Origin of the sequence: Aquabacterium sp., from assembly GCF_041909175.1 — a bacterium.
Classification (GTDB): Bacteria; Pseudomonadota; Gammaproteobacteria; order Burkholderiales; family Burkholderiaceae_C; genus Aquabacterium.
In genome coordinates, this window is the sequence record NZ_JAYRDZ010000008.1 from 123,410 (window position 1) to 146,143 (window position 22,734).

General features: G+C 63.7%; 19 protein-coding genes and 1 tRNA gene. 12 read left to right on the forward strand and 8 right to left on the reverse strand.

The window, feature by feature from the left end:
- Window positions 1-4: 4 nt before the first annotated feature.
- Both cheD and ACE3PH_RS12860 read right to left on the reverse strand, forming a co-directional pair.
- The gene (gene cheD, locus ACE3PH_RS12855) at window positions 5-676 is read right to left on the reverse strand and encodes a chemoreceptor glutamine deamidase CheD (RefSeq protein WP_374319682.1); all 672 of its coding nucleotides are present in this window, start codon (window positions 674-676) and stop codon (window positions 5-7) included.
- 74 nt (window positions 677-750) lie between these two features.
- The gene (locus ACE3PH_RS12860; protein WP_374319589.1) at window positions 751-1,590 is read right to left on the reverse strand and encodes a CheR family methyltransferase; all 840 of its coding nucleotides are present in this window, start codon (window positions 1,588-1,590) and stop codon (window positions 751-753) included.
- A 57-nt stretch (window positions 1,591-1,647) separates the two neighbouring features.
- Between ACE3PH_RS12860 and ACE3PH_RS12865 the strand changes: the two genes are divergently transcribed.
- Genes ACE3PH_RS12865 through ACE3PH_RS12875 form a run of 3 tightly spaced genes read left to right on the forward strand, consistent with a single transcriptional unit; the run spans window position 1,648 to window position 3,809 of the window.
- Complete coding sequence (locus ACE3PH_RS12865) at window positions 1,648-2,562, forward strand: GGDEF domain-containing protein (protein ID WP_374319591.1); 915 nt, start codon at window positions 1,648-1,650, stop codon at window positions 2,560-2,562.
- Between the two features lie 11 nt (window positions 2,563-2,573).
- The gene (locus ACE3PH_RS12870) at window positions 2,574-3,392 is read left to right on the forward strand and encodes a MinD/ParA family protein (RefSeq protein ID WP_374319593.1); all 819 of its coding nucleotides are present in this window, start codon (window positions 2,574-2,576) and stop codon (window positions 3,390-3,392) included.
- Between the two features lie 12 nt (window positions 3,393-3,404).
- Window positions 3,405-3,809 carry a group II truncated hemoglobin gene (locus ACE3PH_RS12875; RefSeq protein ID WP_374319595.1) on the forward strand — a complete coding sequence of 135 codons (405 nt, stop codon included), beginning with the start codon at window positions 3,405-3,407 and terminating at the stop codon, window positions 3,807-3,809.
- On the opposite strand, the gene ACE3PH_RS12880 is transcribed toward ACE3PH_RS12875, so the two are convergent.
- Window positions 3,806-4,498: a Smr/MutS family protein gene (locus tag ACE3PH_RS12880; protein WP_374319597.1), complete on the reverse strand. Its 693-nt coding sequence runs from the start codon at window positions 4,496-4,498 to the stop codon at window positions 3,806-3,808. The genes ACE3PH_RS12875 and ACE3PH_RS12880 overlap by 4 nt on opposite strands.
- Window positions 4,499-4,531: 33 nt before the next feature.
- Entirely contained in the window at window positions 4,532-5,200 is a 669-nt protein-coding gene (radC, locus tag ACE3PH_RS12885) for a DNA repair protein RadC (protein WP_374319599.1), read from the reverse strand.
- Window positions 5,201-5,286: 86 nt separating this feature from the next.
- On the opposite strand from radC, the gene ACE3PH_RS12890 reads away from it, so the two are divergent.
- The 4 genes from ACE3PH_RS12890 (at window position 5,287) to ACE3PH_RS12905 (ending at window position 8,260) form a co-directional block, all read left to right on the forward strand.
- Window positions 5,287-5,754, forward strand: a complete 468-nt coding sequence (locus ACE3PH_RS12890; protein WP_374319601.1) for a peptidylprolyl isomerase — start codon at window positions 5,287-5,289, stop codon at window positions 5,752-5,754.
- 7 nt (window positions 5,755-5,761) lie between these two features.
- A complete protein-coding gene (gene ispH / locus ACE3PH_RS12895) occupies window positions 5,762-6,754 on the forward strand; it encodes a 4-hydroxy-3-methylbut-2-enyl diphosphate reductase (RefSeq protein ID WP_374319603.1) in 993 nt (330 codons plus the stop codon).
- 47 nt (window positions 6,755-6,801) lie between these two features.
- Window positions 6,802-8,100: a serine--tRNA ligase gene (serS, locus tag ACE3PH_RS12900; protein ID WP_374319605.1), complete on the forward strand. Its 1,299-nt coding sequence runs from the start codon at window positions 6,802-6,804 to the stop codon at window positions 8,098-8,100.
- A 69-nt stretch (window positions 8,101-8,169) separates the two neighbouring features.
- A tRNA-Ser gene (locus ACE3PH_RS12905) sits at window positions 8,170-8,260 on the forward strand.
- A gap of 40 nt (window positions 8,261-8,300) precedes the next feature.
- Here ACE3PH_RS12905 and ACE3PH_RS12910 read toward each other — a convergent pair.
- The 4 genes from ACE3PH_RS12910 to ACE3PH_RS12925 are packed head-to-tail and all read right to left on the reverse strand — an operon-like array spanning window position 8,301 to window position 14,725.
- Window positions 8,301-9,746, reverse strand: coding sequence for an efflux transporter outer membrane subunit (locus ACE3PH_RS12910; protein WP_374319607.1), 1,446 nt, complete (start codon window positions 9,744-9,746; stop codon window positions 8,301-8,303).
- A 1-nt stretch (window position 9,747) separates the two neighbouring features.
- On the reverse strand, window positions 9,748-12,897 hold the full coding sequence (locus ACE3PH_RS12915) for an efflux RND transporter permease subunit (protein ID WP_374319609.1): 3,150 nt from the start codon (window positions 12,895-12,897) through the stop codon (window positions 9,748-9,750).
- Window positions 12,898-12,917: 20 nt separating this feature from the next.
- Window positions 12,918-14,117 carry an efflux RND transporter periplasmic adaptor subunit gene (locus tag ACE3PH_RS12920; RefSeq protein WP_374319611.1) on the reverse strand — a complete coding sequence of 400 codons (1,200 nt, stop codon included), beginning with the start codon at window positions 14,115-14,117 and terminating at the stop codon, window positions 12,918-12,920.
- Window positions 14,118-14,158: 41 nt separating this feature from the next.
- Window positions 14,159-14,725, reverse strand: coding sequence for a TetR/AcrR family transcriptional regulator (locus ACE3PH_RS12925; protein ID WP_374319613.1), 567 nt, complete (start codon window positions 14,723-14,725; stop codon window positions 14,159-14,161).
- A 193-nt stretch (window positions 14,726-14,918) separates the two neighbouring features.
- Here ACE3PH_RS12925 and ACE3PH_RS12930 point away from each other — a divergent pair, with 193 nt between their 5' ends.
- The 5 genes from ACE3PH_RS12930 to ACE3PH_RS12950 all read left to right on the forward strand — a co-directional run bounded on the left by ACE3PH_RS12930 (window position 14,919) and on the right by ACE3PH_RS12950 (window position 22,653).
- The gene (locus ACE3PH_RS12930) at window positions 14,919-16,097 is read left to right on the forward strand and encodes an MFS transporter (protein ID WP_374319684.1); all 1,179 of its coding nucleotides are present in this window, start codon (window positions 14,919-14,921) and stop codon (window positions 16,095-16,097) included.
- A 409-nt stretch (window positions 16,098-16,506) separates the two neighbouring features.
- Window positions 16,507-18,237: a type I secretion system permease/ATPase gene (locus tag ACE3PH_RS12935; protein ID WP_374319615.1), complete on the forward strand. Its 1,731-nt coding sequence runs from the start codon at window positions 16,507-16,509 to the stop codon at window positions 18,235-18,237.
- A complete protein-coding gene (locus ACE3PH_RS12940) occupies window positions 18,234-19,976 on the forward strand; it encodes a type I secretion system permease/ATPase (RefSeq protein ID WP_374319617.1) in 1,743 nt (580 codons plus the stop codon). Before ACE3PH_RS12935 ends, ACE3PH_RS12940 begins: the two co-directional genes overlap by 4 nt.
- Window positions 19,973-21,298 (forward strand): HlyD family type I secretion periplasmic adaptor subunit, encoded by a 1,326-nt coding sequence (locus ACE3PH_RS12945; protein ID WP_374319618.1) that lies wholly within the window; start codon window positions 19,973-19,975, stop codon window positions 21,296-21,298. Before ACE3PH_RS12940 ends, ACE3PH_RS12945 begins: the two co-directional genes overlap by 4 nt.
- 2 nt (window positions 21,299-21,300) lie before the next feature.
- Complete coding sequence (locus ACE3PH_RS12950) at window positions 21,301-22,653, forward strand: TolC family outer membrane protein (RefSeq protein ID WP_374319620.1); 1,353 nt, start codon at window positions 21,301-21,303, stop codon at window positions 22,651-22,653.
- Window positions 22,654-22,734 lie beyond the last annotated feature (81 nt).

Genomic DNA, 22,734 nt, shown 5'->3' on the forward strand with positions numbered 1-22,734 from the left:
GTGGTCAGAAAAGATCGATCGAGCCGCCCGTGGTGGCCGGCACGGCCGCCTTCTGGGCCGCAGCACGTTCCTGCGCCACGATGGCTTCGGGATTGCTCGGGGCCAGTCGCTTGACCATGGCTTTCCCGCTCTTGGGGAAAAAGCATACCTTGCGCGGATAGATCTCCAGCACGTCTTTGGATACCACCGGAATACGTTCCGTTTTCAGGTACTCCATCACGAATTGGGTGTTGCGCTCGCCCACATTGATGCTGCTCATGCCGCTGATGACGGCCCCACCGCCGAACACCTTGGCTTCCAGCGTCATGCGCGATGCCCCCATTTTCAGCATCTCGTTGATCAGCAGTTCCATGGCGAACGAGCCATAGCGGCCGGAATCGCTGGCGCCACCGCCGTTGTCGGGCAACATGAAGTGGTTCATGCCGCCAATCTTGGCCTGACGGTCCCACAGGCACACCGCGATGCAGGAGCCCAGCGTGGTCATGATCAGCACGTCTTCGTTGAACACGAAGTATTCACCCGGCAGGATCTTGACCGCTTCGGACTGGAAGTGGGCGTCGTAGAAGAAGAAGGACGCCTCGTGTGGCTTGGGCACACGGGCCTTCAGTCGAGCCAGCCGGTCTTTGCGGGCAGCCATGTCTGCGGCCATCGAGCCCACGGCGGCCATGCCGGCCATCGGCTGGCTCATGCCGGCGCGCGTGATGCTGGGGTTGCTGCTCATCATAGGAGGTTCCCTTTTTTCCGGCCTGATCACACCCTGTCATAGACCGTCTTGCCACGCAAGTGGAAGAGGTCACGCGACTCGGTGAAGTTTTCTGAATGGCCTACAAACAGCAGACCCTTGGGTTTCATGACGCGATGGATGCGTTCCAGCACCTTGCGCTGGGTTGGGCCATCGAAATAGATCATCACGTTGCGGCAGAACACGATGTCGAAGGGGTCACCCAGCGACCACTGCTCCTGCATGAGGTTGAACGGCCGGAACTCGACAAAGCGCGCCAGTTCGGGCTTGACCCGGATCTGGCCTTCATTGTTGCCCTTGCCCTTGAGGAAGAACTGCCGCAGGCGCTGGGGGTTCAAGCCGCGCGACCCAGCGTCGTAGACGCCACGAGAAGCTGTGGTCAGCACATTGGTGTCGATGTCGCTGCACAGGATCTTGACCGGGGCGTGCAGGCCCAGTGTTTCGGCCACGGTCATGGCCAGGGAGTAGGGTTCTTCCCCGGTGGAGGCTGCACAACACCAGATGCGGGTGCTCTGGCTGCCACGTGCCTTGAGCCATTCGGCCAGGGTGTGGAAGTGGTGCTCTTCCCGGAAAAACGAGGTCAGGTTGGTGGTCAGGCAGTTGATGAACTCCTGCCACTCCTGCTGGGCCTGGGCGCCCTGAGCGTTTTCCAGCCACTGCAGGTAGCTTTCGAACGACTGGTGGCCGGTGTCACGCAGGCGGCGTGACAGGCGGCTGTACACCATGGCCTGCTTGCCTTCGTGCAGGCTGATGCCGGCGCGCTGGTAGATCAGGGCGCGCACGCGGGCGAAATCCTTCGCATTGAAGGAGAACTCGCGATCTGAAACCAGGCTCATGGAATCCGACATCGGCGTACTCGTAAGAAATGTGGAGGCAGGGGCCTCATTGATATCGTCAAACAGGACATGAACTTGAGGATGCCTGTGGGCGCTGCGCTGCAACGACTCAAGATCGCGCCTGAAAGCAGCCTTATTCCCGCCTTTGGTTCGGATGGCGCTGCTAGACTTGATTTCGGATCTCTTGCCCGTCCGGAGTCTCCTATTTCCATCGAACCTGTTCCTACCGTCATGCCTGCAGGAAGTTTTGCCTCCGGCTTGCGCGTTGATCCGGCTCTCAACCTGCTGTATCAGGCCGGGTGGCTTCTGCCGCCGGAGCTGGAGCTGGGCTCGCAAGCCTGGCTGCAAGCCATTCTGGATGGCCTGTGCGAGGTGTCCAGCCGCGATGCCCTGACCGGTCTGGCCAACCGTCGCCAGTTTGAAGTGGCCATCAGCCGTGAAGTCGACCGCGTCGCGCGCATTGGCGAGCCCGCCTTGCTGCTGGTGGTCGATATCGACCACTTCAAGAGTGTGAACGACACCTACGGCCATGCCACGGGAGACATCGTCATCAAAGCGGTGGCCGATACCTTGCTGGATTGCGTCCGGCCCATGGATACCGTGGCGCGTATCGGTGGGGAAGAGTTCGCCATCATCCTGCCCAATTGCCCGCCTGCTTTCGGGCAGACCGTGGCCGAACGCATCCGCCAGAAGGTAGCGGCGCGGCCGGTGGCCGTCATTGGCGGGCAGCAACTGTCCATCACGATCAGCATCGGCGGGGCGTTTGCACCCCAATGGGTGCGGTCGTCTGCCACCCTCTGGAGTGAGCGCGCTGATCAACAGCTTTACCGGGCCAAGTCAGAGGGGCGTAACCGCACCTGTCTGGAAATGCCGCCGCTGACCGTGGTCAGTGCGGAAGAAAAGGGCCTGCTGTTTGCCTCGCTCATGCAATCCGATCTCGGTTCCGACTCAGGTCCCGATGCCTTTGTGCCGAATAACCCGTAATGATGGTGTCCATGTCCACCCCTGATTCGACCAACGTTTCGACGACGCCCCAGGCGTCGGGCGCACCGACACGCCTCGCCAGAACCTTGGCCATCACCAGCGGCAAAGGCGGTGTGGGCAAGACCTTCGTCAGCGCCAACCTGGCTGCGGCCCTGACCCGCCAGGGCCTGAAGGTGCTCGTTCTGGATGCCGACCTGGGTCTGGCCAATCTGGACGTCGTGCTCAACCTGTATCCCAAGATCACCCTGCATGACGTGTTCACGGGCAAGGCCCAGCTGGAGGAGGCCATCCTGCCGGCGCCAGGCGGTTTTTCCGTGCTGCTGGCTGGTTCCGGTCTGGTGGAATACTCCCGCCTGACCCCGGAAGTGCGTGACCAGTTGCAGCGCATCATCGAGGCGGTGTCTCCCCGTTTTGACGTGCTCATCATCGACACCGGTGCCGGCATCTCCGACGTGGTGCTGTATGCCGTGTCGCTGGCCCATGAGGTGGTGGTCGTGGCCACGCCCGAGCCCACCTCCATGACCGACGCCTACGCCACCATCAAGGTGCTGTCGTCGCAGCAATCTCGTGAAAGCCTGCATCTGGTGGTCAACCAGGTGGGGCGCTCCGGTGACGGTCGCACCATCTGCCATCAACTGCAGCAGGTGGTCGACCGCTTCGTGCAGGGCCCCAACAGCCATCCGCCCAAGCTGGCTTTTCTGGGCGACATCCCTTCCGATCCCTCTGTGCGTCAGGCTGTGCAGAAACGTCAACTCCTGATGGAGCTGCTGCCCGGCAGCCCGGCGGCGCAAGGCGTGGTACAAATCGCCACGAAATTGCTGAACCGCTGAGTTGTCCCTGCCATGTCTGATTTGCCGGAAGAAGAGTCCGTCACCGCCTATGAATTGATCGGGGGGGACGCCAAAGTGCGCGCCCTGGTCGATCGTTTCTATGACCTGATGGATCTGGAGCCGGCGTTCAAGGAGTTGCGGGCCATCCATGGCACCACACTGGACGATGCCCGCGACAAGCTGTACTGGTTCCTCAGTGGCTGGCTGGGTGGCCCCAATCACTACATCGAGCGATTCGGTCACCCGCGCCTGCGTGCTCGGCACATGCCTTTCACGATTGGCATCCTGGAGCGTGATCAGTGGCTGGCCTGCATGTTCCAGGCGATGGCCGATGAAGGCATCGACCCGGAACTGGGGCGCCGGCTGGAGCAATCCTTCTTCCAGACCGCCGACTGGATGCGCAACCAGGGCGTTTAAGCGCCCGGTTTGCCGCGCGTGAGTGGGGCGAGCAGCACCACGAGGGCGCCTGCCCCCCCTTCGTCGGCACGGGCCTGCACAAAGGCCAGAACCCGGTCACTTTGCACCAGCCAGCGCCGCACCTTGTCGCGCAGCACCGGCTGCCGACCTGGCGAGCCCAGGCCTTTGCCGTGCACCACACGCACGCAGCGCCACCCCTTCAGCTGAGCCTCGCGCGTGAAGTTGCCCAGCATCTCGCGGGCTTCGTCGGTGCGGGCGCCGTGCAGGTCAATCTGTGCCTGCAGCGTCCACACGCCGCGGCGCAGCTTGCGCAGCACATCCGGCCCAATGCCAGGGCGTCGCCAGGCCAGCGCCGCATCGGTTTCGAGCAGGCTGTCCACATCGAACTCGTCAGAGAGAGACTCCTGCAGCGCCATGGCCTCGTCCTGCTCGCGCGAGCGCGGCAAGGGGGCAGGGCGAGGGCGGGACACCACCACGCGGCCGGTCGACGGCAGGGTGTGGACGGCACCGACCACCTGCTTGAACAGCTCGCGCTCCTGCTGCGCGGCCCGTTCCGCTTCTTCCCGCTTGAGGCGCTCTTCGCGCTCACGGGCGGCCTGCGCCGCAGCCTCTCGCGAGGCTTTTTTCAAAGCCCGCTTGAGATCGGCGAAGTCGTGCAGCGTGGTGTGGGTCGGCTTGGCTTGGCTCACGAGCGCAAGCCTACAACAAACTGAGGGTGCTCCTTACAACAGGCCGCGTTCAGCGAACGACAAGGCGCCCCCGGTACTCACCACCAAGTGATCGAGTACGCGCACGTCTATCAGTTGCAGGCTGCTCTTGAGTGTCTGGGTCAGCAGCTCGTCGGCGCGCGAGGGCTCCAGCACGCCGGAAGGGTGGTTGTGCGCCAGGATCACGCTGGCGGCATTCAGCGCCAGGGCGCGCTTCACCACCTCTCTAGGGTAGACGCTGGTTTGCGTGAGGCTGCCCCTGAACATCTCCTCGCAGGCAATCAGCTTTTGTTGTGCATCGAGGAACAGCACGGCAAACACCTCATGGGGCAGGGCGCCGATGTTCATGCGCAGATAGTCTTTGACCGCTTGCGGTGAGTTGAAAACGGGTTGTTCGCTCAGGGTCCGGTTCAGGGCGCGGCGGGCGAGCTCCATCACGGCGATCAGCTCGGAACGCTTGGCCGGGCCCAGGCCCCGGATGGCTTGCAGCTGCGCGGGCTGGGCGTGCAGCAGGCCCGCCAGGCCCCCCAATTCAGTCAGCACCTTTTCCGCCAGCTGCAATACCCCCAGCCCTTGCAGGCCTGTTCGCAGCAGCAAGGCCAGCAACTCGGCATCGGCCAGCGCCTGTGGGCCCATGGCCATCAGCTTCTCTCGCGGCCGCAAGGCCACGGGCAAATCCTTCATGCATTGATCCTCTCTGTTTTTGATTTCCCAGGCAAAAACCTAGAATAGAGAACTTTACTGATCGTCCCGCGCTCGCGCTATCACCCATGAGTACCGATTCCACCCCCACCGTGCAGCCTGGTGCGTTCCTGACCATGCACTACCGTCTGGCCGGTCCGGATGGCGCTGACATCGTCAACACCTTCATCGAAAAGCCTGCCACCCTTACCTTGGGCACGGGTGCGCTGTCCCCGGCGCTGGAGGCGCACCTCCTGGGGCTGCCCGAAGGCACCCGCACCACCATCGAGCTGGCGGCGGGCGAGGCCTTTGGCCCGCGCAACCCCGAGCTGGTGCAGCGTGTGGCCTTGTCGCTGCTGCGCAAGCTGGGTGACCTCAATGAAACCTGGGATGTGGGCGACATCGTCCAGTTCCCCACGCCGGATGGCCAGGGCACGTTTGCCGGCATCCTGCGCGAACTGGGCCCGCAAGGCGAAGACTGGGCGCTGTTTGACTTCAACCACCCCCTGGCCGGCCAGCCCGTGCACTTCGAAGTGCAGCTGATCGGCGTGCTGTGATCCAGGCATGACGACCGTGACCAACCCTCAGGTACACGAGGTCCTGCTGGCCGAGCCGCGCGGCTTTTGCGCCGGCGTGGACCGCGCCATCGAAATCGTCGAGCGGGCGCTGGCGCAATATGGCGCCCCCATCCATGTGCGCCACGAAATCGTTCACAACACCTATGTGGTGAACGACCTCAAGTCCAAAGGCGCCATCTTCATTGAAGACCTGGCCGAGGTGCCGGCGGGCGCGACGCTGGTGTTCAGTGCCCACGGGGTGAGTCAGGCCGTGCGCCAGGAAGCCGACGAGCGCGGCTTTCGGGTGTTCGACGCCACCTGCCCTCTGGTCACCAAGGTGCACATCGAGGTGGCCAAGTTGCGGCGCGAGGGCTATGAGTTCCTCATGATCGGTCACAAGGGCCACCCTGAGGTGGAGGGCACCATGGGCCAGGTCTCGGAAGGCATTTACCTGGTCGAAGATGTGGACGACGTCGCTCAGGTTCAGGTGGCCAACCCCGAGAAGCTCGCTGTGGTCACGCAGACCACCCTGTCTGTGGACGATGCAGCCGGCATCCTGGCCGCCATCAAGGCCCGTTTCCCGCACATCCGCGAGCCCAAGCAGCAAGACATCTGCTACGCCACGCAAAACCGTCAGGATGCCGTGAAGTTCATGGCCCCGCAGGTCGATGTGGTGATCGTGGTGGGCAGCCCCACCAGCTCCAACAGCAACCGCCTGCGTGAACTGGCTGAGCGGCTGGGCACACCGGCCTACATGGTCGACTGCCCTGAAGACCTGCAGGAAATCTGGCTCGACCAGCGTCCGCGTGTCGGCCTGACAGCGGGTGCATCTGCGCCCGATGTGCTGGTCCAGCAGGTCATCAGCCGCCTCAAGGCTTTGGGGGCCACCTCGGTGCGCCGCATGCAAGGTGTGGAAGAATCGGTGCGATTCCCCTTGCCCAAAGGCCTGGGTGGCACCGGGCTGGACCGCCCTTTGCCCGCTGACCGAGCCGGTTCCTGATCGGCACTCGGCTCAGTTCAACTGTTTCGTTTTTTCAGACCCTCACCATGCTTGACATCTCTCTGCTGCGCAAAGACCTCGACGCTGTCCTGGCACGTCTGGCCCTGCGCAAGAACCCGCAGCCCTATCTGGACGATGCCCGTTTCCGCGAACTGGAGGCCGAGCGCAAGCGCATCCAGACCCGCACGGAAGAGCTCCAGTCTCAGCGCAACAGCCTGTCCAAGCAGATCGGCATGCTCAAGGGCAAGGGCGAAGACACCTCGGCCGTGATGGCCCAGGTGGCTGGTATTGGCGACGAGCTCAAGGCTAGCGCCGAGCGCCTTGATGTCATCCAGACCGAGCTGTCGGCCCTGCTGCTGGCTGTGCCCAATCTGCCGCACGAGAGCGTGCCGGTGGGCTCGGACGAATCTGGCAACGTCGAAGTGCGCCGCTGGGGCACGCCCCAGACCTATGCCTTCGAGGTGAAGGACCACGTTGATCTGGGGTCGCCACTGGGGCTGGATTTCGAAACCGGCGCCAAGCTGTCGGGTTCGCGTTTCACCTTCCTGAAGGGCTCCATCGCCCGCCTGCACCGCGCGCTCGCGCAGTTCATGCTCGACACCCAGACGCAGGAGCACGGCTACACCGAGTGCTACACGCCTTACCTGGTGCATGCAGCGGCGCTGCAGGGCACGGGTCAGTTGCCCAAGTTCGAGCAAGACCTCTTTCACGTCACCTCGGGTGACCACGATGTCGAAGGCGAGAAGTGGTACCTGATCCCGACCTCGGAAGTGACGCTGACCAATACCGTGGCCGACACCATCGTGCCGCTGGACCAACTGCCCATCAAGCTCACGGCCCACAGCCCCTGCTTCCGCTCCGAAGCGGGCAGCGCAGGCCGCGATACCCGCGGCATGATCCGTCAGCACCAGTTCGACAAGGTGGAAATGGTGCAGGTCACCACGCCTGAGCAAAGCTATGCCGCACTGGAAGAGATGGTGGGCCACGCCGAAGCCATCCTGCAAAAGCTGGAACTGCCCTACCGTGTGGTGAGCCTGTGCACGGGCGACATGGGTTTCGGTTCGTCCAAGACCTATGACCTGGAAGTGTGGCTGCCTGCGCAGAACACCTACCGCGAGATCAGCTCCTGCTCGAACTGCGAAGCCTTCCAGGCCCGCCGCATGCAGGCGCGTTTCCGCAACGCCCAGGGCAAGAACGAGTTGGTGCACACCCTCAATGGTTCCGGTCTGGCTGTGGGTCGTGCCATGGTGGCTGTGCTTGAAAACCACCAGCAGGCCGACGGCTCGATCCGCATCCCGGCCGCGCTGCGCCCGTACATGGGCGGCCAGGAGTTCATCAAGCTCTGAAATTGCTGATATACTGCTGAGCTTTCCAGCATTCAGCTGGTTGCTGTGACCACAGCAAGCCCCGGTTCAGGAGAGGTGGCAGAGTGGTCGAATGTACCTGACTCGAAATCAGGCGTACGGTTTCCCCGTACCGAGGGTTCGAATCCCTCCCTCTCCGCCAGACAAAGCCCCAAGTGATTCGTCGCTTGGGGCTTTTTCTCTTAGCGGGCAGGGCTTTGCTCGGACACGCCTCCACCCAGCACCTTGTACAGGGTGATGCGGTTGACCTGCTGGCTGAGTCGGGCCGTGATCAGCCCTTGCTGGGCCGAGTAGAGCGAGCGCTGAGAGTCGAGCGCACTCAGGTAGCCATCCACGCCCTTCTGGTAGCGCGCCTGGCTGAGCCGGAATGAGGACTCGTTTGCGCGCACCAGGGCATCCTTGGCAGCGACCTGCTCGGCGATGGTCGCGCGTTGAGCCAAGGCGTCCGACACGTCCTTGAAGGCCGACTGGATGGCCTTGTCATACTGCGCCAGGGCGATATCGCGGTTGACCTCGGCCACCTTCAGGTTCGCGCTGTTGCGGCCTGCATCGAAAATGGGCAGGGTGATCTGGGGCACGAAGCTCCAGTAGCCTTGTCCACCCTGGAACAGGTTGTTCAGCGAGGTGCTGGAGCCGCCTGCGCTGGCCGTCAGGGTGATGCTCGGGAAGAACGCGGCGCGCGCGGCACCGATGTTGGCATTGGCTGATTGCAGACTGCGCTCGGCTTCCTGCACATCCGGGCGCTTCAGCAGCACCTCGGAGGGCAAGCCAACTGGCAGATCGTTCGTGATCGTGAGCGCCAGTTGGGTGTCGCTCGTGGCGGTCTGGTTGGCGTCCAGTGGCGCACCCACCAGCAGTGTCAGGGTGTTCACATCCTGGGCCACCTGGCTGGTGTAGCTGGCCACGTCGGCGCGGGCCGACTCCACCGTGCTTTGCACCTGGTTCAGATCGAGCGCAGACGACACGCCCAGTGCATGTCGGCGCTCGGTCAGGTGCAAGGTTTCACGCTGGCTGTTGAGGGTTTCCTGGGCCAGGGCGAGTCGTTCACGGTCAGCGGCGAGTGTGGCATAGGCCTCGGCCACCTGGGCAATCAGGCTGATCTGGGTGCTGCGCCGTGCTTCATCGGTGCTCAGGTAGGTGGCGAGCGCGGCGTCTTTCAGGCTGCGCACGCGGCCAAACAGGTCCAGCTCATACGAGCTCACACCCAGTGTGGCGGTGTACTGCCGAGAGATGATGGGCTGCGAGGTGCCGGCCACATCGGCGGGCAGCCGCTGGGCAGTCAGCCCGCCTGCCGCGTTGACGCTGGGGAACAAGTCTGCGCGTTGCACGCGGTACTGGGCCTGTGCCTTTTCAACATTGAGTGCAGCCACACGCAGGTCGCGGTTGTTGGCCAGCGCCTGCTCGATCAGTTTCTGCAATCGTGCATCGGCGAAAAACGCGCGCCAGCCCAGATCGGCCGCAGCGGTTGACGAGGTGCCCGAACCGGACGCAACCGTGTCCGAGCCCACCGGGGCCCAGTCGGCTGCAACCGGTGAGGCCGGGCGCTCATAGGTGGGGGCCAGGGTGCCGCAGCCACTCAAGGCCAGGGCTGCGCCCATGGCCAGCAGGGTAGGGGTGAATGCTTTCATGTCACTGTCCTTCGTGTGCGGGTGCCTGGGTGTCCGGTGCGGTGGTGGCAGGGTGGCCAGGGAAGACCTTGCGCACCACCACGAAGAACAGCGGCACGAAGAAGATGCCCAGCACCGTCGCCGAAATCATGCCGCCCAGCACACCAGTACCGATGGCGTTCTGGCTGCCCGAGCCGGCGCCATTGGCCATCGCCAGGGGCAGCACGCCCAGGGCAAATGCCAGTGAGGTCATCAGGATGGGGCGCAGACGCATGCGCACGGCGGTCAGGGTGGCCTGGATCAGTTCCTGGCCATGTTCCATTTCAGCCTTCGCAAACTCCACGATCAGGATGGCGTTCTTGGCAGACAGACCAATGGTGGTCAGCAGGCCTACCTGGAAGTAGACGTCGTTCGACAGGCCGCGCAGGCTGGCTGCGAGCAGGGCACCGATCACGCCCAGAGGCACCACCAGCATCACCGCAAACGGGATGGACCAGCTCTCGTACAGCGCAGCCAGGCAGAGGAACACCACCAGCAGTGAGATGGCGTAGAGCGCTGGCGCTTGCGAACCCGAGAGGCGCTCCTGGTAGGACAGGCCAGTCCAGGACACGCCGATGCCTGCGGGCAGCTTGGCCGCGATCTCTTCAATCGCCTGCATGGCCACCCCCGAGCTCTTGCCGTGAGCAGGTTCACCCATGATTTCCACCGCGCCCAGACCGTTGTAGCGTTCCAGGCGAGGTGAACCCAGTTCCCAGTTGGCGGTGCCGAAGGCCGAGAAGGGCACCATCTGGCCGCTGCTGTTGCGCACCTTCCAGTTGGGCAGGTTCTCCGGCGTCATGCGGAACATGGCATCGGCCTGCATATAGACCTTCTTCACGCGGCCACGGTCAACGAAGTCGTCAACGTAGGAGCTGCCCCATGCGGTAGACAGCATGTCGTTGACGTCGGCCACTGCCACGCCCATGGCGCCTGCCTTGGCCTGGTCCACGTCCAGACGCAGCTGGGGCGAGTCTTCCAGCCCATTGGGGCGCACGCCTGACAGGTTGGGGTTTTGTGCAGCCATGCCCAGCAACTGGTTGCGGGCCTGCATCAGGGCCTCATGGCCCAGACCGGCACGGTCTTGCAGATACAGGTCAAAACCGGTGGCGTTGCCCAGCTCCATCACGGCAGGCGGGGCGAAGGCAAAGGCCATCGCATCGCGGAACTGCATGAAAGTGCCCATGGCGCGGCCCGCTATGGCCTTCACACTCTGGGCAGGGCTCTTGCGTTCGCTCCAGTCCTTGAGCTTCACAAAGCCGATGGCCATGTTCTCGCCCTGACCGGCGAAGCTGAAGCCTGCCACCGAGAAGATCGATTCGACGTTGTCCTTCTCGGCCTTCAGGAAGTGGTCTTCCACGCGCTCGATCACCTTCAGCGTGCGCTCTTGTGTGGCGCCGGCTGGCAGCTGGATCTGCGCAAAGATGATGCCTTGGTCTTCATCGGGCAGGAAAGAGGTCGGCAGGCGCGCGAACAGCACGCCCATAACGGCCACGATGGCTGCGTAGATCACCAGGTTGCGACCGCGTTTGGCCAAGATCCGGCCCACGATGCCCTGGTAGCCGTTCGTGGCCTGATCGAAGCGCTTGTTGAACCAGCCGAAGAAGCCGGTCTCACCGACGTGGTGGCCTTTTTTAATCGGCTTGAGCAGGGTGGCACACAGCGCTGGGGTCAGCACCATGGCGACCAGCACCGACAGGGCCATGGCCGACACGATGGTGATCGAGAACTGGCGATAGATCACACCGGTTGACCCACCGAAGAAGGCCATGGGCACGAACACGGCCGACAGCACCAGGGCAATGCCCACCAGCGCACCCGTGATCTGCCCCATCGACTTGCGCGTGGCTTCCTTGGGTGAGAGGCCCTCTTCGCCCATCACCCGCTCGACGTTTTCCACCACCACGATGGCATCGTCCACCAGCAGGCCGATGGCCAGCACCAGGCCGAACATCGTCAGCGTGTTGATCGAGAAGCCGGCCACGGCCATCACGCCAAAGGTGCCGAGCAGCACCACCGGCACCGCGATCGTCGGGATCAACGTGGCACGGAAGTTCTGCAGGAACAGGTACATCACCAGGAACACCAGCACCACGGCTTCGATCAAGGTCTTGACCACTTCGTGGATCGACACTTCCACAAACGGCGTGGTGTCGTAGGGGATGACGGAGGTCATGCCCTTGGGCATGAACTTCTGCAACTCGGCGAGCTCCTGTTCGACGGCCTTGGCTGTGTTCAATGCATTGGCGCCGGTAGCCAGCTTGATCGCGACCCCCGATGCCGGCTTGCCGTTGTAGCGCGACACCGTTGCATAGCTCTCTGCACCGAGCTCGATACGGGCCACGTCACGCAGGTGCACCGTGGCGCCGTTGGTCTGGGTCTTCAGCAGCACGGCACCAAATTGCTCGGCTGTCTTCAAGCGGCTTTGCGCCGTGATCGTGGCATTGAGCTGGGTGCCCTTGACCGCCGGGGCGGCGCCCATCTGGCCTGCCGAGACCTGCGCGTTCTGCGCGGTGATGGCCGAGCTCACATCAGCCGGGGTCAGGCTGTACTGGTTGAGCTTGTTCGGGTCCAGCCAGATCCGCATGGCGTACTGTGCGCCAAACAGCTCCACTTCGCCCACGCCCTCCACGCGGCTCAAGGGGTCGACCACATTGGCCGCCACATAGTCCGACAGGTCGGTCTGGTCCATGCTGCCGTCTTTCGACACGAAGCCCACCACCATCAGGAAGTTGATGGTCGACTTCACCACCTTCACGCCCTGGCGCTGCACCACTTCGGGCAGCTGGGGCGTGGCGGCTTGCAGCTTGTTTTGCACCTGCACCTGGGCGATGTCAGGGTTGGTGCCGGCGCTGAAGGTGAGCGTGATGCTCACATTGCCGGCCGAGTCCGAGGTCGACGACATGTAGGTCAGGCCGTCGATGCCCTTCATCTGCTGTTCGATGACCTGGGTGACGGTGTCTTCCAGGGTCTTGGCCGATGCACCCGGGTAGGTGGCGTTCACCGATACCTGCGGCGGGGCGATGCTGGGGTATTGCTGGATGGGCAGCGTGTTGATGGACAACGCACCGGCCAGCATGATGACGATGGCCAGCACCCACGCGAAGATGGGCCTGTCAATGAAAAATCTGGACATGAATGGGCTCCTGCGCAGGCTCAGTTCTGTGCCGATGCAGCAGATGCTGCAGGCGCCGCGGTCTTGGCGGGCACGGGCTTCACGGTGGCCCCGGGCTGGATGGACTGCAGGCCGTCAACGACCAGCTTGTCGCCAGCGGCCAGCCCCGAGGTCACCAGCCAGCTGTCACCCACCATGCGTGAGGTGGTCAGGGCACGTGCCTGGACCTTGCCGCTGTTGTCGACCACCATGGCGGTCGCGTGGCCCTTGGCATCACGCGACACGGCAGCCTGCGGTGCCAGTATGGCCTTGCTGCTGGTGCCGCGATCGACCACCGCGCGCACATACATGCCGGGCAGCAGGCGACGCTGCGGGTTCGGGAACACGGCGCGCAAGGTCACGCTGCCCGTGCCCTGGTCCACCGACACTTCAGAGAACTGCAGCATGCCTTCCAGTGGGTAGGTGCTGCCGTTTTCCAGCAGCAACTTCACCTTGGCCTGCCCGTTCTTCACGCCTTGCAGCGTGCCAGCGGCCAGCTCGTCACGCAACTGCAGCAGCTCGGCGCTGGTCTGGGTCACATCGACGTAGATCGGGTCCAGTTGCTGCACGGTAGCCAGGCTGGTTTCCTGGTTGGCGGTCAGCAAGGCGCCGGGCGTCACGGCAGAGCGGCCAATCCGCCCACTGATGGGGGCGCTGACGCGGGTGTAGTCGAGGTTGATCTGCGCCGTGCGCACGGCCGCCTTGCCGGCTTCCACATCGGCTATCGCCTGCTTCAGGCTGGCCTGGGTGTCGTCGCGGTCCTGTTTGCTCACGGCATCAATGCCGGCCAGCTCGTCGTAGCGACCTGCCTTGAGCTTGAGGGTCTGCACATTGGCTTCGGCCTTGGCCAAGGTGGCACGCGCGCTGGCCAGGGCGGCCTCGTACGGCGCCGGGTCGATCTGGTACAGCGTCTGGCCGGCCTTCACATCACCGCCCTCGGTGAACAGCCGTGCCTTGACGATACCGGAGACCTGGGGGCGCACATCGGCCAGCAGGAATGCCGTGGTGCGTCCCGACAGTTCCGAGGTCAGCGTGACGGTTTGGGGCGCGAGGGTGATGACACTCACTTCTGGCGCGCCACCGGGGCCGCCGCCGTGCTGGGCATCGCCCGAACCCTGGCCGCAGGCTGCCAGCATGAGTGCAGAAGCAAGCGCACTGGCCGAGAGCAGGCTGCGTGCAAATCGGGTGGTGTTGGTCGGCATGAAAACCTCGGATGAAATGAATGCGGTTGGGTTGAAAAAGGTCATGTTTGTGGCCGGGTCATGGCCAGCAGGCGGGCCTTGACGGCCTCACGGTCTTTGAGCACGCTGCGCTCTGCCGTTGATAGCATGGCCAGCCAGACGCCGTCTGCGGCAAAGCGCACGATCTCCAGATGAGGGTCGTTGTCAGTTTCGGCGTGCATGGCCAGGCGGTGTGCCATCCAGTCGGCCCAGAGAGCCTGGCCGTCCGGGTCGTTGGCCATCGACATGCACAAGGCCCTCCAGGCCTCGTGGCCGTGGAAGACTTCATCTTCGAACGTCACGCGCACGTAGGCGCGGGTGAAGCTGCCGTAGGAGCCATCTTCTTCGGCGAGGCGGTCATTGATGTCGCGGTCCAGTTCGCCCACGAGGTGCTGGAACACCGCGTGTACCAGGGCTTTCTTGTTCGGGAAGTGGTGAAACACCCCGCCCTTGGTCACGCCCACGGCATCGGCCAGGGCCTGGATGGACATCTTGCCCAGTCCCTCATGGGCGGCCAGGTGGCAGGCGGTGTCCAGGATGGCCTGGCGAACCTGCTCAGGTTGCTTCTTGCGGTGATAAGCGGTGCTCATGGCGATGATCATACCTACCGGTTGGTATCTTTGTCATCAACCATGATGTAAACAATGACCGATGTCGCTCCGCGGGTTAAGTGGCGGCTCTGCTCAAGCCGCCGGGCAGGTGTATACAGTTCACCCTTTTGCCTTGAAGGGAATTCGCGTGTTTGGTGCTCACTACCGCGAACTGTGGGCGCAACGCGCCTTCATGCGTTTCTGGTTCGCCCGCCTCACGGGCATGATGGCCAACCAGATGTTGATGGTGGCCGTGGGTTGGCACATGTACGACCTGACCCGCAGCGCCTGGGACCTTGGCCTGGTCGGCCTCTTCCAGTTTGTGCCCGCCCTGTTGCTCGTGCTGCCGGCAGGCCACACCGCTGACCGTCGTCACCGTGCGCGCATCATGGCTGCCACCGCCAGCATCCAGGGTCTGGTGGCCCTGTCGCTCGTGGTCGGTACGGTCACGGACCACGTCAGCCGGGAAGGCATCCTGATCCTGTCCATCCTGCTGGGCGTGGCGCGCGCATACCAGATGCCAGCCCAACAATCGATCACACCCTTGCTGGTGCCTCGCACCATGCTGCCGCGTGCGGTGGCCTTGAGCTCCACCGGCATGGAGTTCGCCATCATCGTCGGCCCGGCACTGGGTGGTCTGTTGTACGCGTTTGGTGCCGCCGTGGTCTATGGCCTGTGCCTGGCTTTGCTGGTGTCCACCACCGTGCTGGCCATGGGGGTGCATTACGACTTCAAGCCGGTGGCTGGCAAAGTCAGCATGGCTGAATTGCTCAAGGGGCTGCATTTCGTGATGCAGCGGCAGGTTGTGCTGGGCGCCATCTCGCTCGATCTGTTTGCCGTGCTGTTAGGGGGCGCTTCTGCGCTGCTGCCCATGTTTGCGCGCGACATCCTGCACACCGGGGCCTGGGGGCTCGGGCTGCTGCGTGCAGCACCGGCCATCGGTGCGCTGACCATGTCATTGGTCATCACGCGCTGGCCACTGGAACGCCAGGTTGGGCGGCGCTTGCTGATGTCCGTCGCCATATTCGGTCTGGCCACCATCCTGTTCGGGCTGTCGAGCAGCTTCTGGCTGTCCATGCTGGCCCTGGCCTGCACCGGTGCTTGTGACAACATCAGTGTGGTCACCCGCCAGACCCTCGTGCAGTTGGAAACACCCGACGAAATGCGTGGCCGTGTGGCCGCCGTCAACTCCATCTTCATCGGCGCGTCCAACCAGCTGGGTGAATTCGAGTCCGGTGCCACGGCAGCCATGTGGGGGCCGGTGACATCGGTGGTGGTCGGCGGTGTGGGGGCCATCCTGGTGGCGGTGTCTTGGCACTGGCTGTTCCCGCAGTTGGCGCGGCGTGACCACATGCATCTCGAAGAACGCTGAGCCGCGGATACGGCGGCGACAAAGGGCGGTTTCGCGTGACATATGTCGCGGCCGCCTCGCCGGTTTCATTCATATGAGGGATGCTGGTCAACCCTGCTCGGCGCGAATATTTTGGCCATGAGCAGCCGCAACCCTTTTCTCGACACCCCCTCACTGAACGCCGGTCCGGCCAGGACCGGCGCCAGAATGATGTGGGCCCACCCGGCAGGGTCGACCGCCGCCGTCAGGCAGACCAGCGTCGCCCGGAGGTGTCCGAGGTAGAGATGAGCCCGGAAGAGTGGGAAGCGTTGCAAAAGGACATGTTTGGCTCAGAGCATGGCCCCGCATATCCATAGCTGAATAGGCCATTTCTTCCGCGACAATAGCCAGGCTGGGGGCAGGGAGGCTGCCCTGCCCAACCTGTCGCGGTATGAAGCCACAAGAACAATCCGGATCGGAACTGTCGGTCGCGCTCGGTCAGCTGTATCCGGTGCTGCGCAAGGCAACCGGTTTCAGCATCGTCAGTTGTCTGCTGGCACTGGTCCCGACCATCTACATGTTTCAGGTGTACGACCGCGTCGTCAACAGCCGCGATCACCTGACCCTGTTGATGCTGACGATCTTCCTGATCGGCGCATTGATGCTCATGGAGGTGCTCGAGACAGTGCGTGGCCATCTGCTCGGCGCCGCCTCGCGGCAGTTCGACGCCAGCCTCAATCGGCGCGTGTTTTCGGTCATCCATGAGGCCCAGTGGCGGCGCGTGTCGGCTGGCGGAGCGCAGGCCATGAACGACCTGCGCACGGTGCGCGACTTCCTCACCACCCCCATCGTCGCGGCGCTCATGGAGGCCCCCCTGGCCTTGTTCTATCTGCTGCTGCTCTTTCTGCTCAGCTGGGTCACGGGGGCGCTGGCGCTGGCGCTGGCTGCCTGCATGACGGTGGTCACCTGGTTGAACGAGCGCAGCACCGCCAAGCCGCTGATTGACGCCAACAGAGCCGCCACGCAGGCGCAGCAAAGCGTCGAGACAACGCTGAGGCAGGCACAGGTGATCGAATCCATGGGCATGTTGCCCGCTGTCTTCCAACGCTGGCAGCTGCAGCAAAACCAGGTGCTGCGTCTGCAAGCCCAGGCGTCCGACAGGGCTGGTGTCTACCAGTCCCTGTCCCGCTTCATCCAGACGGTCATGAGCTCCGCCCTGCTGGGCATGGGGGCTTGGTTGACCATGCAAGGCCAATTGGCTGGCGGCGCGGGGTCGATCATCGTTGGCTCTGTTCTGGGTGGCAAGGTGGTGGCGCCCCTCGTGCTGCTGCTGACCCAGTGGAAAACCGTGGTGGCGACCCGTGATGCCTGGGGGCGTCTCGACAAGTTGCTGGGCGCCATGCCCGCCCAGCCGCCCGCAATGCCGCTGCCGGCGCCCAGCGGCCGGTTGACGGTCGACCAGCTGTCTGCCGTGGCACCACGCAGCCAGCATGCCATCCTCAAGGGCGTGAGCTTTGCCTTGCAGCCCGGTGAGGTCCTGGCTGTCATCGGTCCATCAGCCTCAGGCAAGACCACGCTGGCGCGCCAATTGGTGGGCGTGTGGCCTGTCGCCACCGGAAAGGTCCGGCTGGATGGTGTCGATGTGCACACCTGGAACAAGGCAGAGTTGGGGCCTTGGCTGGGCTTCCTGCCGCAAAACGTCCTGCTGCTCGATGGCACTCTGGCCGAGAACATCGCGCGTTTTGGCGAGGTCGATATCGACAAGGTGCGTGAAGCGGCCACCGCTGTCGGGCTGGCCGATTACATCGACAGCCTCCCGCAGCGCTACGACACCCCGGTCGGGCGCGACGGTGAACTCCTGTCGGGTGGGCTTCGTCAGCGGGTTGCCCTGGCTCGCGCTCTTTATGGGCAACCGGTGCTGGTGGTGCTGGACGAGCCCAATGCCAGTCTCGACGAGGCGGGAGACTTCGCGCTGGCCGAAGCCATTCGCTTGCGCAAGGCGTCTGGCACCACGTTTGTGGTGATGACTCACCGCACCAGCATCCTCGGGGTGACCGACAAGCTCCTGATGCTGCGCGATGGCGTCCAGCAAGCCTTCGGGCCGCGAGACGAGGTGATGGCGGCTGTGACACGGCCAGCCCAGGCACCGACCACAGCGCGCCCCGCAGGAGTCCGCGCATGAGCCACACTTTCACAAGCCGCATGGTCAGCCCCCTGGCCCAGGTGCTGCGCACCTTCCGCGCCGAGTTCATCGCAGTCGGCGTGTTCAGCATGGTCATCAACCTGCTGATGCTGGTACCCACCGTGTACATGCTGCAGGTCTACGACCGTGTCATGGTCAGCCATAACGTGGGCACCCTGATGGCCATCTCCTTGGTCACCTTGTTTCTGTTTGCCGTGATGGCGCTGGCCGAATGGTCTCGTTCACGTCTGCTGGTGCGTGTGGGCGTGCGGCTTGATCATCAGCTGTCCGGTGCGGTCTTCCGCAAGGTATTCGACACGGCATTGAGCCCTGAAGGCGGCAAGCGACAACGCGCCCTGCAGGACCTCACCGAGCTGCGGCAATTCCTCACGGGGCAGGGCATCAACGCCTTCTTCGATGCGCCCTGGACGCCGGTCTACGTGGCCGTGTCGTTCATGTTGCACCCGATGCTGGGGGCGCTGTCCATTCTGTTTGCGGTCATTCAGATGGCCCTTGCCATCTGGGGGCGCCGTCAACAGGAACTGCCCGCCAGGCGGGTTGCCGAGGCCCAGACCGAAGCGCAGGGCTTTCTGCAGCACAAGCTGCGTGCAGCCGACGCCGTCGAGTCCATGGGCATGCTGCCGGCGCTGTATGCGCGCTGGCAGGAGCGCCATCACCGCTACCTGGCCTTGCAGGCCGATGCGGCGGCCATCACCCACCGGGTCACCGGCATCAGCAAGTTCGTGCGGTATGTGCAGCAATCGATGTCGCTGTGCGTGGGCGCCTTGCTGGTCATCGATGGCCAACTGTCCCCGGGCTCCATGATCGCTGCCAACGTGCTGATGTCGAGGGCCTTGTCGCCCTTTGATCAGATGATGGGGCTCTGGCGTGCCGCGCTCAGCGCCCGTGCAGCTTACGATCGGTTGAATGCCCTGCTGACCCCTTCATCTGCGCTTGAGGCGGCGGCCATGCCCACTGCACCACAAGGCCACCTGAAGCTGATTGATGTGGCAGCGCATGCGGTTGGTCGTGAGGCTCCCCTCATTGAGCACATCGACCTGGACATCCACCCCACCACCGTGACCGTTGTGGTCGGGCCGTCTGGTTCAGGTAAATCGACGCTGGCGCGCACCCTGCTCGGCATCTGGCCTGACACCCGCGGTGAGGTCTTGCTTGATGGCAGGCCACTGGCTTCCTACCCCAGAGACCAACTGGGTGCGGTGGTCGGCTATTTGCCGCAAGACGTCGAGCTGATGCCCGGCACCATTGCCGAGAACATCGCGCGCTTCGGCGAGGTTGATTCCGCACGTGTCGTGGCAGCAGCCCAGGCGGCGGGCTTGCACGACATGATCCTGCGCTTCCCCAAGGGCTACGACACACCGTTCGACGAGATGAGCGGTGCCCTTTCCGGCGGGCAGATGCAGCGCATTGCATTGGCCCGTGCCATGTATGGCACCCCGCGGGTGCTGGTGCTGGACGAGCCCAACGCCAACCTCGATGAAGCAGGTGAAAGCGCGCTCGCGCAGGCCGTGCGTGCCATGCGGGAGCAGGGCAGTGCCGTGGTGCTCATCACCCACCGACCAGGCGCCTTGGCGCTGGCTGACCGCATCGTCGTGATGACTGCAGGGCGCATCCGGCTGGATGGTCCTGCCGCAGACGTCCTGCAGCAACTGCGCCCCGCCCGCCCGACCACAGCACCCGCTCATCCAGGGACCGATAACCAGAAAGTAGTTTCATGACGGCACCGCACATTGCACCAGATACGGCTCCGCCGACGGACACCCGACATGCCATGCGCGTGGGCCTGCTCGCGTTGGCCATCGGCTTTGGTGGCTTCGCCTTGTGGGCCACGCTGGCACCGCTGGACGAGGGGGTGCCTAGCCAGGGCATGGTGGTGGTCGACACCAAACGCAAGCCAGTGCAGCATCCGGCTGGCGGCATCATCAAGCAAGTGCTGGTGCACGAAGGCGATGTGGTCAAGGATGGTCAACCCCTGATCGAGCTCGACGAGGCCGTGGCCAAAGCCAATCTGGCCTCGATCCGCATGCGCTACTTTGACCTGCGCGCGCAGGCTGCACGCCTGCATGCCGAACAGACAGGTGCCCTGACCATCAGCTTCGCAGACGATCTGCGTGCGGCTTCCGGTGACACGGCGGTCCAGGCCCTCATGCAGACACAGCAGCAACTCTTCGCAGCCCGCCGCGCATCGCTCAAGGCCGATGTCGATGCCATCGAAGAAAGCATCCGTGGCCAGGAGCTGGCTCGCCGCACCTATGTCGACATGCAGGCAAGCCGGCAGAAGCAGCAGGCCTTGATTCGTGAAGAGCTGCAGCAGTTGCGCCCCTTGGTGGCAGAAGGCTATGCCCCGCTCAACAAGCAGCGTGAGCTGGAACGCAACGAGGCCGATACCCAGGCGGCGCTGACCGAGTTGACGGGCAACATTGCCCGTACCGCCAGCAGCATCAGCGAGCTGCGTCAGCACCGCATCAGCAAGGAGCAGGAGTTCCGCAAGGATGTCGAAACCCAGCTGGTTGAAGTCAACCGCGAAATGCAGATCCACGCTGAGAAGCTGGTGGCGGTGCAGGCCGACCTGAATCGCACCGAGATCCGGTCACCGGCTGCAGGGCAGGTGGTCGGGCTGGCCATGCAGTCGGTTGGTGGGGTCATCCAGCCGGGCCAGAAGATCATGGACATCGTGCCGGTTGGCGAGCCGCTGATGCTGGAAGTCCGCATCGACCCTCACCTGATCGACAAGGTGCATGCCGGGCTGGAAACCGATGTGCGTTTCGCCACGTTTGCGCATGCACCGCAACTGGTCGTGCCAGGCATCGTGCAGTCCATTTCAAGCGACCTGCTGGAAGACCAGGTGGGTGGCAACAAGGTCATGTACTACCTGGCCCGTGTGCGGGTCACGCCTGAGGGCATGAAGGCATTGGGCGTCCATCGCATGCAGCCAGGCATGCCGGTCGAGGTGGTCATCAAGACCGGTGAACGCTCGATGCTGAGCTATCTCCTGGGCCCGCTGCACAAGCGTCTGGCCTCGGTCATGAAGGAGGAGTGAGCGTGCCTCGGCTACGAACAGTCACCCCCTTCGTCGCGACGGTACTGGGGCTCACGCTTGGGCTCACGCTTGCACAGGCTGCGCTGGCGGCCGATTTGCTGCAGTCCTTTGAAGCCGCGCTGGAGCAGGACACCGGCATGCGCGCAGCGCGGGCATCGCAGCAATCGGCGCACGAGCGTTTGCCGCAGGCCAATGCGCAGATGCTGCCCAATATCTCGCTCGGTGTCAGTCGCAACCAGAACGACATCGACCGGACGCAGCAAAGCTCGACGGGCAAGGAGGTGCGATCCAGCGAACGTTATTACAGCTATAACCAGACCTTGCAGTTGCGCCAGCCGCTGTACCGCAAACAGCTGCTGATCAACCGCAACGAGGCCATTGAAGCCGGCAAGCAGGCTGATGCACTGGTGAGCAAGGAGGCTCAGAATCTGGCCGTCAAGGTCACCTCCGCGTACCTGGAAGCCTTGTTGGCCCAGGACCAGCTCGACCTGATCCTGAAAGAGCGTGAGCTGATCGTGGCCTCTCTGGATGCCGCCCGTAAATCGGTCCACGCGGGCTCGGGCACACGCACTGATGTCGACGAGGCTCAGGCACAACTCGACCTCAACCGCGCACAGGAACTCGATGCCCGCCAGAACTTCGAACTCTCCAGCCGCACCCTGCAATCGCTGACTCAGCAGAAAGCCGCGGTATTGGCGCGGCTTGCGGCAGACCGACTGGTGCCCCATGCCCCCGACCCCGATGATCTGGACCACTGGATCAGCGAGGCGCAAGCCAACAGCCCCGACCTGCTGGCCCGGCAGGCCGAGGTGAACGCAGCACAGCTTGAAATCGACAAGGCCCAAGCCGGCCATTACCCGACGCTCGATGCGGTGGCCATGATCACCCGCAGCGGCAGTGAAACCGTCACCTCGCCAGACTCGTCCTACGTTGACCGTATCCTCGGTGTGCAACTCAATGTGCCGCTTTACAGCGGCGGGGGCGTCAGCTCGGCTGTGCGGCAGGCCATTGCCGAGCAGGCCAAGGCCCAGGAGCTGCTTGAATCTGCCCGCCGTGAACTCGCCTTGCAGGTCAGCCGTGAATACTTCGGCCTGCGTCAAGGGCTGGCGAAGTGGCAGGCCCTGCAGCAGGCCGAGTTGTCCGCTCGTCAGTTGGTCATCTCCAGCCGCAAGTCGCAACAGGCTGGCGTGCGCACGGTGCTCGATGTGCTCAATGCCGAACACAAACTGCAGATGGTCTTGCGTGACCTGGCTCAGGCACGTTACCAATACATTCGCGCCTGGGTGGCCTTGCACACGCTGGCAGGGCGTGCCCCGATGGAAGCGGTGTCGGCGGCCAACAGCTGGTTCGAATAAAAAAAGCCGCACACGACCTTCGTCGGTGCGGCCTTTTGCCTGGAGCGGCTTGGCCTGAGAGTAGGGCCCGAAGGCCCGTCA

Excerpts from the sequence above, each read along its gene's own strand:
- ACE3PH_RS12925 (WP_374319613.1), bottom strand. The coding sequence starts at position 14,725 with ATGAGCACCGCTTATCACCGCAAGAAGCAACCTGAGCAGGTTCGCCAG.
- ACE3PH_RS12890 (WP_374319601.1), top strand. The coding sequence starts at position 5,287 with ATGAGTACCGATTCCACCCCCACCGTGCAGCCTGGTGCGTTCCTGACC.
- ACE3PH_RS12910 (WP_374319607.1), bottom strand. The coding sequence starts at position 9,746 with ATGAAAGCATTCACCCCTACCCTGCTGGCCATGGGCGCAGCCCTGGCC.
- radC (WP_374319599.1), bottom strand. The coding sequence starts at position 5,200 with ATGAAGGATTTGCCCGTGGCCTTGCGGCCGCGAGAGAAGCTGATGGCC.
- ACE3PH_RS12935 (WP_374319615.1), top strand. The coding sequence starts at position 16,507 with ATGAAGCCACAAGAACAATCCGGATCGGAACTGTCGGTCGCGCTCGGT.
- serS (WP_374319605.1), top strand. The coding sequence starts at position 6,802 with ATGCTTGACATCTCTCTGCTGCGCAAAGACCTCGACGCTGTCCTGGCA.
- ACE3PH_RS12860 (WP_374319589.1), bottom strand. The coding sequence starts at position 1,590 with ATGTCGGATTCCATGAGCCTGGTTTCAGATCGCGAGTTCTCCTTCAAT.
- ACE3PH_RS12920 (WP_374319611.1), bottom strand. The coding sequence starts at position 14,117 with ATGCCGACCAACACCACCCGATTTGCACGCAGCCTGCTCTCGGCCAGT.
- ACE3PH_RS12865 (WP_374319591.1), top strand. The coding sequence starts at position 1,648 with ATGAACTTGAGGATGCCTGTGGGCGCTGCGCTGCAACGACTCAAGATC.
- cheD (WP_374319682.1), bottom strand. The coding sequence starts at position 676 with ATGGCCGGCATGGCCGCCGTGGGCTCGATGGCCGCAGACATGGCTGCC.
- ACE3PH_RS12945 (WP_374319618.1), top strand. The coding sequence starts at position 19,973 with ATGACGGCACCGCACATTGCACCAGATACGGCTCCGCCGACGGACACC.
- ACE3PH_RS12940 (WP_374319617.1), top strand. The coding sequence starts at position 18,234 with ATGAGCCACACTTTCACAAGCCGCATGGTCAGCCCCCTGGCCCAGGTG.
- ACE3PH_RS12915 (WP_374319609.1), bottom strand. The coding sequence starts at position 12,897 with ATGTCCAGATTTTTCATTGACAGGCCCATCTTCGCGTGGGTGCTGGCC.
- ACE3PH_RS12870 (WP_374319593.1), top strand. The coding sequence starts at position 2,574 with ATGTCCACCCCTGATTCGACCAACGTTTCGACGACGCCCCAGGCGTCG.
- ACE3PH_RS12875 (WP_374319595.1), top strand. The coding sequence starts at position 3,405 with ATGTCTGATTTGCCGGAAGAAGAGTCCGTCACCGCCTATGAATTGATC.
- ACE3PH_RS12930 (WP_374319684.1), top strand. The coding sequence starts at position 14,919 with ATGCGTTTCTGGTTCGCCCGCCTCACGGGCATGATGGCCAACCAGATG.
- ispH (WP_374319603.1), top strand. The coding sequence starts at position 5,762 with ATGACGACCGTGACCAACCCTCAGGTACACGAGGTCCTGCTGGCCGAG.